The organism is Mesorhizobium sp. M2D.F.Ca.ET.226.01.1.1 (genome assembly GCF_004022705.2).
Taxonomy (GTDB): Bacteria; Pseudomonadota; Alphaproteobacteria; order Rhizobiales; family Rhizobiaceae; genus Mesorhizobium.
In genome coordinates this window covers 127,527-141,399 of record NZ_RZOY02000005.1, presented here as the reverse complement: position 1 = coordinate 141,399, position 13,873 = coordinate 127,527, and the positions used below count along the sequence as shown (strand labels likewise).

The following is a 13,873-nucleotide window of genomic DNA, read 5'->3' as shown; positions in this document are numbered from 1 at the left end:
CATCGAATAAAAAGCCGGACTGCATCTCGTGCAGTCCGGCAAGGTCGCCAGGAGTGGCGAGGAAAAAGCCAGCCATGAGCCGGCATGGTGCCTACGGTTAAGCCTGCCGAAAAGTTTCACGAAAAATCAATATCGGCGGAAAAAATTTGTTCGGCATAGCAGCCATGCAATTGCTGCACTGCACAATTTTAGCAAATCGATTATATTCTGAGGTCGGGAGGACCAATAGGGGCTATTGAGTCATGGGGTTCTTCACTGAAATGTTCGCACGGCCAAGGCCGCAGGAACACCAGCGTTACCGCGCGGCGCTCGCGCTTCTGAACGCGATGAGCAACACCGACCGCGCCGATATCGGCATCAAGCCAGCGGATTTTCCACGCATCGCGCGCGAAATGTCGATCCGCTGAACTGAGCTGAACCAAAGAGGTTTCCCGGGCTGCTGGGAAACCTCCAAGCCGTTCAAAAGTCAGCGATTTCCGAGGAAAGTCTGCTTGCCAAGCGGCACGCCATTGTGGCGCAGGATGTCGTAGGCCGTGGTGATGTGGAAGTAGAAATTCGGCATTGCCACATGCAGCAGGTACTGCAGGCCGGGCAGCGTGGTTTCGCGCCCGCCGAGCCTCACCTGGACCGCCCTGTCCTCTGATCCTTCCAGATCGGCCGTCGAGAATGACGCCAGAAGATCGAGCGTCTTGGCGATTCGAGCCTGCAGCTCGGCGAAGCTCGCTTCATTGTCCTCGTATCTCGGCACCTCGCGGCCGGCGAGCCGCGACGGCGCGCCCTTGGCATGGTCGGTGGCGATCTGGACCTGCCTCGTCAAAGCGAACATGTCGGGCGCCAGCCGCGCCGTCAGAAACACCTGCGGATCGATCTTGCGCTCGCCGGCATTCTGCTCCGCCGCCGTCAGCACGCTGGCCAGCGCCTTCAGCCGAGCGGAAAAGACGCCCACTGATATGTCGTACATGGAAATGGTCACGGGTAATCTCCCAAGGCGGCCCCAGCGCCGCGGGCCGTGACCTAGCGCCTCCGGCCACGATTCTTCAAGCGTTCATGCCTCCGCGTCACCGCGCCGCCGCAATCGCGATGGTAGTATTTTCGTTATCGAGCGGAGATTCCCGATGAGACTTGTCCTTCTCGCTGCGGCTGCCTTGTTCTCTCTCATCAGTATCGGCCAGTCGGCGCTCGCAGCCGACGCCCCCTATATCGATGACAGGTCCACGGCCGACGCAGTCATCCGCTCGCTCTACAGCGCCATCAATCGCCACGAATTCGCACGCGCCTGGGGATATTTCGGCGATACTAAGCCGGCAAAGGATTTCAACACCTTCGTCAAGGGTTACGACGGCACCGACGCTGTCGACGTCAAGACAGGCGCCGTATCGGAAGAAGGTGCCGCCGGCAGCATCTATTACAGTGTACCGGTCGCCATCCAGGCGACCGACAAGAAGGGCGAGGCCAAGGTTTTCGCCGGCTGCTACACGGTGCGCCAGGTCAATGCGCAGATCCAGGAGCCGCCCTTCCAGCCGATCTTCATCGACAAGGGCGCGCTTAAGCCGTCGACCGAGGATTTCGACAGCGCCGTGCCAGCAAGCTGTGGCGACGGCCCCCCGCCACCGCAGAGGGACGAAGCGCTGGAGCAGGCCAAGAAGGCGTTTCTCGCCACCTATGGCGGCCAGTGCGACAAGGAGAATCCGGACGGTAAGCCGATCGGCGAGCCCGAGGCTCATTCCATCCATTACAAGGACAAGGACGCTCAGCCCAGCGATCCGGAGCGCGAGACGCGGCTGTTCCGCTTCTTCTGTTCGATGGCCGCTTATAACGAAACCGCGGTCTATTACATCGCCGACGATGTCAACGGCGTGACCCAATTGCAGTTCACCGAGCCGGAACTCGACATCCGCTATGAGAACAACAACAGCGAAGGCAAGGTCGAGTCGATCCACATCATCGGTTTCAAGACCAGCGGCTGGGCGACCAACTCGGACTATGACGAGAACACAAAAACCATCACCACATCCGACAAATGGCGCGGTGTCGGCGATGCCTCGTCATCGGGAACCTATCTGTTCCGCAACGGCGATTTCTCGCTCGTCCAGTACGACGTCGATGCGTCTTACGACGGCGAAATCAATCCGCAGACGATCATCGATTACAACACCGCGCCCTGACACCGAGCATTAATGCATGTCGCGCAAAAGTGCGCAGCGGTTCAGATGCGACGCGCTTCAGGGCGCCTTCGTCAGCATCCAGTTCAGCGTGCCGCGCCAATCGACCATGCGGATCGGCGTGCCATGCGTGCCGGTCTCGAAGCGCACGAACCGGGTCGGATATGACTTCCTGGCGAGGATCGAGCGGAAGAAGGCTTCCTGTTTCTCCACCGGAAAAACCACGTCATGGCTGCCTTGTCCGAAGAACACCGGCACGCGGCGCTTGAAGGCAGGGCTGGTCAAAAAGCTGTCGTCCCAGAGCGAACCGAGCAGCAGCAGGCCATTGATGCGGCCGCCCGTGTCATTTCGCGCGGCAAGCTTCCAGCAGATCATGCCGCCCATCGAGCCGCAGGCGACGAAGATCTTCGCGCCCGGCGATTGCTGCGCATAGTGATCGATCAACGCGGCCACCTGTGCCGCGCCCTTGTCGCCGAAATCGGGAAAATCCGGCGATAAATAGAGGCCGTTGTTCGCGGCCATCAGGTTCTTGATGCGGTTGAAATTGCCGCCGAAGGTGAAGTCGTCGACGCCCTGCTTGCGGCTGCCGCCCTGCCCATGCAGGTAGAGCACGATGATCGAAGCGCCTTGCGTCTTGCCGACCGCGACGTGCCTGATATCGCCGGCATCGGACTTCAGCATCAGATCCTGCTGCACCTTGCGCACGCCGGGGTCGGTATATTGGGCGCGCACACGCTTTTCCGGTACCTCGTCGCGCTGGTTGATGTCGCGCATCTCATGATAGTCGAGCACCGTGTAGGCACCGTTATCGCCGGTGGACAGCGCCGCCGGATAGGCGAAGAGGTCGTCCTTGAACGGTTTTAGCGAAAGCGTCTGGCTATGAGCAGCCTGGACGGCAAGACCGGTTGCAACGAGCAGGGCGAAGAGGAAGCGGAAAGACATGCCGAGAGGCATGCGAAATTCAGCTTCGGTTTGTCAATCCTGCAGGACGCCGCCCGCGCCTTCCACCGCCTCGCGCGTATCGACATCGATCGAGGCGCCCTGCCCGATCTCGACATCGATGACGTCGAGACCCTCGGCTTCGACCAGATGGCGCGCGCCGGTATCGCCCTCAAGTTGTGCAACCGCCGCGAAAAGCGATCGCGGCAAAAGCACCGGGTTGCCGCGCTTGCCCTGGTGCGAGGCGCGCACCACGGCATGACCACCGGAGCGGCGGAACGCGTCGATCAGGCTGTCGAGGTCCTTCGACGAAACGCCCGGCATGTCGCCGAGCACGATCATCGCGCCCGCCGCGTCGGGCGCGACTTTGGCAATGCCTGCTTTCAACGACGATGCGAGACCATCGGCGAAATCCGGATTGTCGGCGAGTTTCACCTCGAGGCCGGCTAGCGCGGAACGCACGCGCTCGCGCTGATGGCCGGTGACGACGATGGTGCTGGCCGCCTTCGAGCCCAACGCCCGGGCGGCGGTGCGGCGCACCAACGGCTCGCCGTCGAACAGTGCGAGAAGCTTGTTCGGCCCGCCCATGCGGCTCGAACGGCCGGCGGCCAGAAGCACGATATCGACTTTCGCCGCCGACCTTGCCGGCTGCGGCGCCGGTTCCCGCGGCTGCGGCCTGGTCGGGATTTCCATCAGAAGCCCGCCGACGCCCATGCCGGCAATATCGCCCGCCGTTACATCGAGCCCGGCAATCAGGCGATCGAGCACCCAGTCGAAGCCGTTCTCCTTCGGGCTGCGCGCGCAGCCAGGCGCGCCGACGACGCGCTTGCCGTCCAGTGTTCCCAGCACCAGGAGATTGCCGGGATCGACCGGCATGCCCGCGCGGATGACGGTACCGCCTGCGCGTTCGATCGCGGCCGGCACGACATCGGCGAAATCACTCATCGCCGACGCGCCGAAGATCACCACCATGTCATTGTCGCGCGCCAGCGCGGATGCGGCCGCCGCGACCGGCGCCACCTCATGCGGCGTGCGCCGCTCGGCCGTCAGCCGGCCGCCTGAGCGCGCCAGCCGCGCCTCGGTGACGCGCAGCGTCTTGTCGAGCACGCTGGGCTTGATGCCGGGAAGCACAGTCTGGATAACGCCGACATTGCTCGGGCGATAGGTGTTGACGGCAAAGATCTCGCGGCCGGCGCAGATCTTCACCACCCTGTCGACCAGGCTTGCGGCGACGGCGAAAGGAATGATCTTCACCGTTGCCACCATCTGGTCCTGCTCGACCGGCGCGTACTGCGCCAGAGTCGCGATGGTGATGGCCGGATCGACGGCGTTGATGGCGTCGATCATCGCGGCATCGACGGTGAAGACGCCAGCGGCCGCCGCATGCAGGTTCACCCGTCCGGTCGCCGCCGGCTTCACCTCGATATTGCGGTGGCTCATGCCGGCGGCAATCTTTGCGGCGGCGGCATCCTCGCCGAGATCGTCCTTGGCGAGAACCGCCGCAACGACTTCACCGATGCCCGCCGCCTTGAGCGCCGCGACATCCTCGCCGCTCAGCCGGTGCGCCTTTCGGAACCGTTTTTCCCCGGCGGCGGTCGCATGCGCCAGCACCGCGCCTTCCGCTTCATCAATCGGAACCGGCCCGAATTTCACGCCACGGCGCCTTTGGCTTCGAGACCGCGCGAGCGGAAGGCGTGAATGGTCTGCGCAAGGACGGCGACAGCGATCTCGGCCGGGCTGGCGGCACCAATATCGAGGCCGATCGGCGCATGGATGCGGGCGATCTGATCGGCGCCTGCGCCGAGCGCCAGCAGGCGTTCGACACGCTTGGCGTGGGTCTTGCGGCTGCCGAGCGCCCCCACATAGAAGCACCGGGCATCGAGCGCCGCTTTCAGCGCGAAATCGTCGATCTTCGGATCATGGGTGACGGCGGCAAGCGCGGTGTAGCTGTCGAGCGGCGCGCGCTTCAGCACATCCTCCGGCCATTCGGCATGCAGCGTGACATCGGGAAAGCGTTCCGGCGTGGCGAAAGCGGTGCGCGGATCGATGATCTCGACCGGATAGCCGGCGATCCTGGCCATCGGCGCCAGCGCCTGGCTGATATGCACGGCACCAATCACCACGAGGCGCGGGCGCGGCAGATGCGCATTGAGGAAGAAAGTCCGCCCTTCCGCCTCCACCGACCTCGAATTGCCGGTGCGGAACGCATTGGTGATCGCCGTTCCGAGATCGCCCGCGACAGGGTCGCCCTCGCGCACGATGCGGTCCCGCCCGTCGCCGAGATCGGTGACAAGCACCGCGGCGCGGCGGGAGCGGCGTTCCTCGTTCAGCGTCTTGAGAACGTATGGATCCATGAATGATCAGCCCAGACGTTCGACATAGACCTTGATGCGGCCGCCACAGGAAAGGCCCACCTGCCAGGCGGTTTCGTCGGCAACGCCGAACTCCAGCATCCTGGCCTTGCCCGAGCCGATCACGTCGATCGCCTCGGTCACTACGGCGCCCTCGACACAGCCGCCCGAGACAGAGCCATGGAAGTTCCCTTCGGCGTCGATGACAAGATGGCTGCCGACCGGACGCGGCGCCGAACCCCAGGTCTCGACCACGGTCGCGATGGCGACATCCTTGCCCTCCTTCATCCAGCCCTCCGCGATGATCAGCGGATCGCGGGCCTCATCGAGATAAATGCTCTCATCCATCTCCGCTTCTCACAAAGTCGGTTTTTCCCGGGGAACATTCCCAAGAAATATATGGCTGCAAAACATATGGCTACGCCGCGCGCCTGTCGCCAGTTCGCAGCCAGCGGCGCGGATCGACCGAAGCCGCCGGCCGCTGGTCGAGCGAGGCGCAAAGATCGGCCAGCGCGTCCAGATTATGCACCGCGCGGAACTCGTCGACATGCGGCAGCATCGCCTTGACGCCGCGGGCCCGCGCCTCGAAGCCGTCGAAGCGCAAAAGCGGATTGAGCCAGATCAACTGCCAGCAGGATTTATGCAGCCGCTCCATCTCCTCCGACAGGCCGGTGACGTCGTCGCGCTCCAGCCCGTCGGTGATGAGAAGCACGACGGCGCCCTGCCCCAACACGCGCCGCGACCACAGCCGGTTGAACTCGGCGAGCGTGTCGCCGATTCGGGTGCCGCCCGACCAGTCCTGCACCGCGGCCGAGCATTCGGCCAACGCCTCGTCGGGATCGCGGTGGCGCATCTGGCGGGTCAGGTTGGTCAGCCGCGTGCCGAAGACGAAGGCATGCACGCGCCGGCGCTTCTCGGTCAGCGCATGCAGGAAATGCAGGAAGATGCGCGTGTACTGGCTCATCGAGCCTGAAATGTCGGCCAGCACGACCAGCGGCGGATGCACTTCGCGCTGCGAGCGGAATTTCGGCAGGACAAGCTCGCCGCCGGTGCGCGCGGCCGAGCGCATCATGGCGCGCGGATCGATGCGGCGCCCCTGCGCGTCCACCTTGAAGCGCCGCGTGCGGACAAGGTCGAAGGGCAGCCGCAAGGCCGCGATCGCCTTCTTGGCCTCCGCCATCTCGCCGGCGTCCATCTGGGCAAAATCCTTGGCCCGCAGCACCTCATTGCCGGAAAAGGTCAGCCGCGCGTCGATCTCGATCTCGGGCACTTCGCGCACAGGCTGGTTCTTCTGATGGCCCTCGAACATCGCCTGGCTGACGCGGTTTTCCGCCGTCCGGGGCTTCTGCTTTTCGCTTGTGTCCGGCGCAACCGGCGAAAACATCGCCAGCAGCTTCTCGATCAGCTCGCGCGATTTCCAGAACAGACGGAAGGCCTCGTCGAAGACCGGATGGTCCTCGTGCCGCGAGACCAGCACCGCATGCAGCGTCCAGTAAAAATCGTCGCGCGAGCCGATGCCGGCGGCAAGGACTGCCTCGATGGCGTCCTTCACCGAGGCCGGGCCGACGCGCATGCCTGCCTTGCGCAGCGCCCGAGCGAAATAGACGATGTTGTCGGCGATGCGCCCATCGGCGGTCGCCTCTCTGGGTTCCGGGCTCGGCACGGGCATCGCGCCTACTCCGCCGCCGAAAGCTCGGCCTTCACCTCATTGAGGATGCGCCGGCCCTCGCCTTCGCCGATGCGGGCGATGTCGTCCTGGTATTTGAGAAGGACGCCGATCGTGTCGGACACGGTCTCGGGATCGAGCGCCACCTTGTCGAGCTCGGTCAGAGCGCCGGCCCAATCGATTGTTTCGGCAACGCCGGGCGCCTTGAACAGCTCGACCTGGCGCAGCTTCTGGATGAAGGACACCACCTCCGCCGACAGCCGGCGGTTCGCCTGCGGCACCTTGCGCCGCACGATCTCCAACTCGCGCTCGGCATTCGGATAGTCGACCCAGTGATAGAGGCAGCGCCGCTTCAGCGCGTCATGGATCTCGCGCGTGCGGTTTGTGGTGATGATTACGATCGGTGGCTCTTCCGCCTTGATCGTGCCGAGCTCCGGCACGGTAACCTGGAAGTCCGACAGGATTTCCAGCAGAAACGCCTCGAACGCCTCGTCCGTGCGATCGAGTTCGTCGATCAGGAACACCGGCGCGGCGCCCGCCTTGCCGGTCAGCGCGTCGAGCACCGGGCGACGGATCAGGTATTTTTCGGAAAAGACGTTGCGCTCCATGTCGGAGCGCACGACCTTGCCCGCCGCCTCCTCCATGCGGATCTCGATCATCTGCGCGGCGTAATTCCACTCATAGACGGCCGAGGAGACGTCGAGCCCTTCATAGCATTGCAGGCGGATCAGCCGGCGTCCCAGCGCGTCGGCCAGCACCTTGGCGATCTCGGTCTTGCCGACGCCCGCCTCGCCCTCGAGGAACAAGGGCCGCTTCATGCGCAGCGAAAGGAACAGCACCGTCGCCAGCGAACGGTCCGCGACATAGTCCGCGCCGGTCAAAAGTTCGAGCGTTTCGTCGATCGATTTCGGCGCGGGCCGCGGCGCGGTCATCTTGTCTCCGTGGATCCCGCTCGCCCGTTTCAAAGAAAATGATAGCCGCGGTTGTGGTAGATCAGCGGCCGCAAATTATCGCCGATGCGCAGGCCTGTCACCTTGCCAAAAAGCACACGGTGGGTGGCCAGGTCCTTGGTGTCGATGATCTCGCAATCGAACACGGCAAGCGCGCCCTTCAGCGTCGGCGCGCCGGTCGATATCACGTCCCACTCGGCGAGCGCAAAGCGCTCCTCCACCGGCAGGCCGGTGACGCCGGAAAAGCCGACCGACACGGCTTCCTGGTCCGAGGCGAGCGTGTTCAGCGCGAACTTGCCGTTTTTGACGAACGCCTCGTTCTTGGCGTTCTCGCGGTTGAGGCAGACCAGCACTATCGGCGGCGTGTCCGAAACCGAGCAGGCGGCGATGACCGTCGCGCCGCGCTTGCCGCCCGGCCCGTCCGTCGTCACCACATGAACATGGCCGGCAAAATGCGCCATCGCATCGCGATAGTGCTGCGGCCCGATGTCGTTGATCTTCAGCAACCGATAATCCACCTGTCTGGACAAGCCCGTTATATATGGCGGCATATTGCACGTCACAAGCTGCCTGGCATAGGCGAAGTGCTTGACCGCAATCCGCAAATTCGCGTGTTGCGCGGCGCTTAGCCAGCCTTTAGGCATTTCTTGGAATAGTGTCGGGACTGTATTCCCGGCATGGAGGATCTCTTAGCCCGAATGCGTCTTCTCACGACGACATCAGCCGTGCTGCTCTGGCTGTCGCTGGCCGCGAACGCCGACGCCGAGACGCTGGTCGGCGTTGCGGCGCCGCTCTCCGGTCCGTCGGCGATCCTCGGCAAGCAGGTCGAGGCTGGCGCAGCCCTGGCAGCGGAGGCGAACGGCCTTGCGATCAAGACCGCCGACGATGCCTGCACGGCCGAGGGCGGCGCCGCGGCGGCAAAGGAATTCGTCGACGCCAAGGTCAATATAGTCGTCGGCTTTCTCTGCACCGAGGCGATCGAGGCCGCGCTGCCGATCCTGAAAGACGCCAACATTCCGGTGATCACGGTCGGCGTGCGCACCGAAAGCCTGACCGACCGACGCGCCAAGACCGGCTGGCCGGTCTACCGGCTCGGCCCGCGCGGCGACGATGAGCGCAATGCGGTTGCCGCGAAGCTCACCCAACTCTGGCGCGACGACCTGTTCGCCATTGTCGATGACGGCACCATCTACGGCCGCGAGATGGCCGAGACGTTTCGCGCCGCCGCCGAGCAGGCGGCGCTGAAGCCGGTCTTCGTCGACACGTTCCGGCCGCAGCTCGACAACCAGATCGGTCTGGTCGGCCGTTTGAAGAAGGCCGGCGCGACAAAGGTGTTTGCCGGCGGCGACGGCGACGACCTCGCGATCATGGGCCGCGATGCCGCCCAGCTCAATGCCGGCATCACCTTCGCCGGTGGCGAAAACCTCCGCACGCCGCAGGGGGACGTCCCCTACGCCGTTGGCACGCTGATGATCGCACCGCCGGAATGGTCGGAGATCGCCGACCCCAAAATCGTGCAGGCTTTTGGTGCGAAGACCATCGTGCCGGACGGCTACACGCTGCCGGCCTATGCGGCGGTCGAGATCGCCAAGGCCGCGACTGCTGATGCGGAAAGCGCCGGCAAGCCGCTTGGCGAGGCGCTGACCGGCCATGATTTCACCACCGCGATCGGCACCATCCGCTTCGACGACAAGGGCGATCTCAGCCAGAACACGTTCCGTGTCTATCGCTTCGACGGCACGCATTTCGTGCCGCTGGAGGACAAGTGATGTTCCGCACCGGACCGCGCAACCTTATCACCGACGTCGCCGGCTTGCGCGTCGGCAATGCCGCCGACGCCAGGCTGAAATCCGGCGTCACGGTGGTGCTTTGCGATGAGCCTGCCGTGGCCGGCGTCCAGGTGCTGGGCGGCGCGCCAGGGACGCGCGAGACCGACCTGCTCGAGCCGCAGAATTCGATCGCCGCGATCCATGCCGTCGTGCTGTCCGGCGGCTCGGCGTTTGGCCTCGATGCCGCGTCTGGCGTCCAGGCGGCGCTGCGCGAGAACAACATCGGTGTCGAGGTGGGCGGTTTTCGCGTGCCGATCGTGCCGGCCGCGATCCTGTTCGACTTGCGCAATGGCGGCGACAAGAATTGGGGCCGTTATCCGCCCTATCGCGAACTCGGTTACCAGGCCGTGCAGGCGGCAACAGCGGATTTCGCCATCGGCACGGCAGGCACCGGCACCGGCGCGCTGACCTCCGGATTGAAGGGCGGCCTGGGCTCCGCCTCGACGTTGCTCGACAGCGGCGTCACAATCGGCGCGCTCGCCGCCGTCAACCCGACCGGCTCGGTGACGGTCGGCCGCGGCCGTCATTTCTGGGCGGCACCCTTCGAGATCGGCGACGAGTTCGGTGGCTTGGGCTATCCCGAGCCTATGCCGCAAGACGCCCGGAAGATCCTGCTGAAATACCGCGACAGGCAGGTCGGCGGCGAGGCCGAGGGCTCCAACACCACCATCGCCGTCATCGCTACCGACGCAATCCTGACCAAGGCCGCGGCCAAGCGGTTGGCGATTTCAGCACATGACGGCTTCGCCCGCGCCATCTGGCCGACGCATACGCCGGCGGATGGCGATCTCGTCTTCGCCCTGGCGACCGGAAGCAGCGGCATCGAGCTCGGCGCCGATGCCGCGATCGACCTGTTCGCGGCCGCCGGCGCAACCATGGCACGGGCCATCAGCCGAGGCGTTTATGCCGCGACGCCCGCCGACGGCGATTTGTTCCCTGTCTGGTCGTCGCGCTGACTGGAGCAATTCCAGGAAAAGTGTTTTCCGTCCGAAAATGCTCAAAAACAAGATCAGGTTGGATCGGATTTTTCTTCCTCGAAGGTGACGGCGACATCCGAATTCGCCGAAAGCCATACCTTCTGCCCGTCGATCTCCGCGACCAGGGCGAGCGAAATGTAATGGTGATGTCCCTTATGCGAGCCCATGCCGCTGTCGGCCTTGGTCAGCTTGATCCGATCACCTTCGACCTTGTCGACGGTGCCGATATGGACGCCATCGGCGCCGATCACTTCCATATGTCCGCGTACCTTGCTGATGTCGGTGCTCATGCTGGTCCTCCGCTGGATGGGATTTGCCCTTTCGGATGCGAGAGGGCCGACAATAACAAATGAACGCCGGATTGGATGCATCGCGCGGCGCGTATTCGCCTTCACCATGCTGACCGCTCTACCAGTTCGTCGTGCTGGGCTTGCGGCTCTATTTTCCGCTGGGTTTTGCCGCACTGGTGGCAGCGAGCGTCTGGTTTGCGCGGCAGCGGCGTTGAGCATCGGGCCTGCCTCTGTTAGGACGCGGCCAACACTTCTCCAGGCAGGACTTAGAAAACGGATGATCCCTCGCTATTCCCGACCGGAAATGGTCGCCATCTGGTCGCCCGAAACCCGCTTCCGCATCTGGTTCGAGATCGAGGCGCATGCCTGCGATGCGCTGGCTGAACTGGGTGTCATCCCGAAAGAAGCGGCAAGGACGATCTGGGAAAAAGGCGGCGCGGCCAAATTCGATGTCGCCAAGATCGACGAGATCGAACGCGTCACCAAGCATGATGTCATCGCTTTCCTGACTCATCTCGCAGAGTTCGTCGGACCGGACGCCCGCTTCATCCACCAGGGCATGACATCGTCGGACGTGCTCGACACCTGCCTTGCCGTGCAATTGACGCGCGCCAGCGACATCCTGCTTGCCGACATCGACGCCTTGCTTGCGGCCCTGAAGCGCCGCGCCTTCGAGCACAAGGATACCGTCACCATTGGCCGCAGCCACGGCATCCATGCCGAGCCGACCACCTTCGGCGTCAAGCTGGCGCAGGCCTATGCCGAATTCTCGCGCTGCCGCGAGCGGCTGCTGAACGCGCGGGAGGATATCGCGACATGTGCGATCTCTGGCGCCGTCGGCACCTTCGCCAACATCGAGCCCTATGTCGAAGAGCATGTGGCGGAAAAACTCGGGCTGAAGCCTGAGCCGGTATCCACTCAGGTGATCCCGCGCGACCGGCACGCCATGTTCTTTGCCACGCTTGGCGTCATCGCCTCGTCGGTCGAACGCCTCGCCATTGAGATCCGCCATCTGCAGCGCACCGAAGTGCTGGAGGCGGAAGAGTATTTCTCGCCGGGCCAAAAGGGCTCGTCGGCGATGCCGCACAAGCGCAACCCGGTCCTGACCGAAAACCTCACCGGCCTCGCCCGTATGGTGCGCGCCTATGCCATGCCTGCGATGGAGGACGTGGCGCTGTGGCATGAGCGCGACATTTCGCATTCCTCGGTCGAGCGCATGATCGGGCCAGACGCGACGGTGACGCTGGATTTCGCGCTGGCGCGCCTCACCGGCGTCATCGACAAGCTGCTCGTCTATCCCGAGAATATGGAGAAGAACCTCAACAAGTTCCGCGGGCTGGTGCATTCGCAGCGCGTGCTTCTGGCGCTGACCCAGGCCGGCCTGTCACGCGAGGATTCCTATCGGCTGGTGCAGCGCAACGCCATGAAAGTGTGGGAGCACGGCGCCGATTTCCTCGAGGAATTGCTGGCCGACAAGGACGTGACGGCCGCCCTTTCCGAAGCCGAAATCCGCGAGAAATTCGATCTCGGCTACCACACCAAGCATGTCGACACGATCTTCAAGCGGGTGTTCGGAGAAGCTTGAGTTTCCTTCTCCCCGCTTCACGGGGAGAAGGTGCCCGAAGGGCGGATGAGGGGCGGCGCCGACTTTGGCGATCATCGCCCCATGGGCTCTGCGGCTGAAGAGACAATCACGCAACCTCGGCGCTGCCCCTCATTGCCCTGCCGGGCATTTCTCCCCGTAAACGGGAGAAAGCGGCTGTCGCCAACGCTGGCTCAAGCCTTCCCGGGCACAGTCCTGATCACCGTGCCCCACGGATCCTCGCGGCTCGTCTCGGCCTTCACATTGTCCGAGCGCATCTCGACCCAGGCGAGGCCCGAGCGGGACGGATCGCGGCGGCCGGCGCCGGCGCTTTGCCAAGCATTGGCGCCGATATGATGATGATAATGGCCGGACGACAGGAACACCGCCTGGCCGCCATATTTGGCGACGGTGTCGAAGCCGAACTCGCCATGCCACCAGGCTTCCGCGTCTTCCGGCCGGCCGACGCGCAGATGCACATGGCCGACGATGGTGTTTTCCGGCGCGCGCTGCCAGCCGGCGTCGTCCGCGGGCACACTGCCGACCACCGCCGGCAGGTTCAGCCGCTCGGTGGCCATGGCGATCTTGTCGCCGTTCCATTTCCAGTCCTGGGGGCGGCGGTCGGCATAGATTTCGATGCCATTGCCTTCCGGATCGGTCAGATACAGCGCTTCGCTGACCAAGTGGTCGGAGGCGCCCTCAATGCCGATGCGGTTGGCGGCGGCGTGGTTGATCCAGCGGCCGAGATCAGCGCGTGACGGCAGGAGGAAAGCGGTATGGAAAAGGCCGGCGCTGCGCGGATCGTCGGGCTTGGCCGAAGCATCCTGTTCGAGCACCAGCAGCGGGCGGTTGGCTGCGCCAAGGGTGATCGCGCCGTCGGCGCGGCTCAGTTCCTGCAAGCCGACAACGGCGCGGTAATAGGCGGCCAGGCTCTCGGCGTCGCGCGCCTTCAACCCGACACGCGACACGCTGACCGGGGTGGTCGCGGCAAAAGGCAGTTCGCTCATCAAGCTCTCCATTCGGGCAGCGCCTCCCGATATGGGATTTTCCAGGCCGCCAGCTCTTGTTCCTTGTTCCCTCTGCAAATCGTCGATTGCGATCGTTCACACAAGACAGCAAGAATCGAA

15 protein-coding genes are annotated in these 13,873 nt (G+C 64.2%); 5 read left to right on the top strand and 10 right to left on the bottom strand.

Annotated elements, in window-relative coordinates; genetic code table 11:
• Positions 1 to 242 precede the first annotated feature (242 nt).
• Positions 243 to 407, top strand: a complete 165-nt coding sequence (locus EN869_RS13330; protein WP_112098519.1) for a DUF1127 domain-containing protein — start codon at positions 243 to 245, stop codon at positions 405 to 407.
• Between the two features lie 59 nt (positions 408 to 466).
• On the opposite strand, the gene EN869_RS13325 is transcribed toward EN869_RS13330, so the two are convergent.
• Positions 467 to 973 carry a DUF1993 family protein gene (locus EN869_RS13325; RefSeq protein WP_127226129.1) on the bottom strand — a complete coding sequence of 169 codons (507 nt, stop codon included), beginning with the start codon at positions 971 to 973 and terminating at the stop codon, positions 467 to 469.
• Between the two features lie 142 nt (positions 974 to 1,115).
• Here EN869_RS13325 and EN869_RS13320 point away from each other — a divergent pair, with 142 nt between their 5' ends.
• Complete coding sequence (locus EN869_RS13320; RefSeq protein ID WP_127226128.1) at positions 1,116 to 2,165, top strand: DUF1176 domain-containing protein; 1,050 nt, start codon at positions 1,116 to 1,118, stop codon at positions 2,163 to 2,165.
• Positions 2,166 to 2,222: 57 nt separating this feature from the next.
• Here the strand turns inward: EN869_RS13320 and EN869_RS13315 are convergent, their stop codons facing one another.
• The 7 genes from EN869_RS13315 to EN869_RS13285 form a co-directional block, all read right to left on the bottom strand.
• On the bottom strand, positions 2,223 to 3,104 hold the full coding sequence (locus tag EN869_RS13315; RefSeq protein ID WP_127226548.1) for an alpha/beta fold hydrolase: 882 nt from the start codon (positions 3,102 to 3,104) through the stop codon (positions 2,223 to 2,225).
• Positions 3,105 to 3,137: 33 nt separating this feature from the next.
• Complete coding sequence (locus EN869_RS13310; protein ID WP_127226127.1) at positions 3,138 to 4,754, bottom strand: molybdopterin-binding/glycosyltransferase family 2 protein; 1,617 nt, start codon at positions 4,752 to 4,754, stop codon at positions 3,138 to 3,140.
• Complete coding sequence (locus EN869_RS13305) at positions 4,751 to 5,455, bottom strand: XdhC family protein (protein ID WP_127226126.1); 705 nt, start codon at positions 5,453 to 5,455, stop codon at positions 4,751 to 4,753. The genes EN869_RS13310 and EN869_RS13305 overlap by 4 nt, the downstream gene beginning before the upstream one ends.
• A gap of 6 nt (positions 5,456 to 5,461) precedes the next feature.
• Complete coding sequence (locus EN869_RS13300; RefSeq protein WP_127226125.1) at positions 5,462 to 5,800, bottom strand: XdhC family protein; 339 nt, start codon at positions 5,798 to 5,800, stop codon at positions 5,462 to 5,464.
• A 70-nt stretch (positions 5,801 to 5,870) separates the two neighbouring features.
• The gene (locus tag EN869_RS13295; RefSeq protein WP_167507031.1) at positions 5,871 to 7,121 is read right to left on the bottom strand and encodes a VWA domain-containing protein; all 1,251 of its coding nucleotides are present in this window, start codon (positions 7,119 to 7,121) and stop codon (positions 5,871 to 5,873) included.
• A gap of 5 nt (positions 7,122 to 7,126) precedes the next feature.
• Positions 7,127 to 8,050, bottom strand: coding sequence for a MoxR family ATPase (locus tag EN869_RS13290; RefSeq protein ID WP_095818559.1), 924 nt, complete (start codon positions 8,048 to 8,050; stop codon positions 7,127 to 7,129).
• 29 nt (positions 8,051 to 8,079) lie between these two features.
• Positions 8,080 to 8,574 carry a flavin reductase gene (locus EN869_RS13285; RefSeq protein WP_127226124.1) on the bottom strand — a complete coding sequence of 165 codons (495 nt, stop codon included), beginning with the start codon at positions 8,572 to 8,574 and terminating at the stop codon, positions 8,080 to 8,082.
• Between the two features lie 192 nt (positions 8,575 to 8,766).
• Between EN869_RS13285 and EN869_RS13280 the strand changes: the two genes are divergently transcribed.
• The gene (locus EN869_RS13280; RefSeq protein ID WP_127226123.1) at positions 8,767 to 9,837 is read left to right on the top strand and encodes a branched-chain amino acid ABC transporter substrate-binding protein; all 1,071 of its coding nucleotides are present in this window, start codon (positions 8,767 to 8,769) and stop codon (positions 9,835 to 9,837) included.
• A complete protein-coding gene (locus EN869_RS13275; protein ID WP_127226122.1) occupies positions 9,837 to 10,853 on the top strand; it encodes a P1 family peptidase in 1,017 nt (338 codons plus the stop codon). The genes EN869_RS13280 and EN869_RS13275 overlap by 1 nt, the downstream gene beginning before the upstream one ends.
• A gap of 53 nt (positions 10,854 to 10,906) precedes the next feature.
• Here the strand turns inward: EN869_RS13275 and EN869_RS13270 are convergent, their stop codons facing one another.
• The gene (locus tag EN869_RS13270; RefSeq protein ID WP_127226121.1) at positions 10,907 to 11,164 is read right to left on the bottom strand and encodes a DUF2171 domain-containing protein; all 258 of its coding nucleotides are present in this window, start codon (positions 11,162 to 11,164) and stop codon (positions 10,907 to 10,909) included.
• 277 nt (positions 11,165 to 11,441) lie between these two features.
• Between EN869_RS13270 and purB the strand changes: the two genes are divergently transcribed.
• Complete coding sequence (gene purB, locus EN869_RS13265; protein WP_127226120.1) at positions 11,442 to 12,749, top strand: adenylosuccinate lyase; 1,308 nt, start codon at positions 11,442 to 11,444, stop codon at positions 12,747 to 12,749.
• Positions 12,750 to 12,940: 191 nt separating this feature from the next.
• Here purB and EN869_RS13260 read toward each other — a convergent pair whose 3' ends face one another.
• A complete protein-coding gene (locus EN869_RS13260) occupies positions 12,941 to 13,753 on the bottom strand; it encodes a VOC family protein (RefSeq protein ID WP_127226119.1) in 813 nt (270 codons plus the stop codon).
• Positions 13,754 to 13,873 lie beyond the last annotated feature (120 nt).

Bases quoted from the DNA above. Each gene is read 5' to 3' on its own strand.
- EN869_RS13290 (WP_095818559.1), bottom strand. From the start codon at position 8,050: ATGACCGCGCCGCGGCCCGCGCCGAAATCGATCGACGAAACGCTCGAA.
- EN869_RS13320 (WP_127226128.1), top strand. From the start codon at position 1,116: ATGAGACTTGTCCTTCTCGCTGCGGCTGCCTTGTTCTCTCTCATCAGT.
- EN869_RS13305 (WP_127226126.1), bottom strand. From the start codon at position 5,455: ATGGATCCATACGTTCTCAAGACGCTGAACGAGGAACGCCGCTCCCGC.
- EN869_RS13280 (WP_127226123.1), top strand. From the start codon at position 8,767: ATGCGTCTTCTCACGACGACATCAGCCGTGCTGCTCTGGCTGTCGCTG.
- purB (WP_127226120.1), top strand. From the start codon at position 11,442: ATGATCCCTCGCTATTCCCGACCGGAAATGGTCGCCATCTGGTCGCCC.
- EN869_RS13295 (WP_167507031.1), bottom strand. From the start codon at position 7,121: ATGCCCGTGCCGAGCCCGGAACCCAGAGAGGCGACCGCCGATGGGCGC.
- EN869_RS13260 (WP_127226119.1), bottom strand. From the start codon at position 13,753: ATGAGCGAACTGCCTTTTGCCGCGACCACCCCGGTCAGCGTGTCGCGT.
- EN869_RS13270 (WP_127226121.1), bottom strand. From the start codon at position 11,164: ATGAGCACCGACATCAGCAAGGTACGCGGACATATGGAAGTGATCGGC.
- EN869_RS13300 (WP_127226125.1), bottom strand. From the start codon at position 5,800: ATGGATGAGAGCATTTATCTCGATGAGGCCCGCGATCCGCTGATCATC.
- EN869_RS13330 (WP_112098519.1), top strand. From the start codon at position 243: ATGGGGTTCTTCACTGAAATGTTCGCACGGCCAAGGCCGCAGGAACAC.
- EN869_RS13315 (WP_127226548.1), bottom strand. From the start codon at position 3,104: ATGTCTTTCCGCTTCCTCTTCGCCCTGCTCGTTGCAACCGGTCTTGCC.
- EN869_RS13275 (WP_127226122.1), top strand. From the start codon at position 9,837: ATGTTCCGCACCGGACCGCGCAACCTTATCACCGACGTCGCCGGCTTG.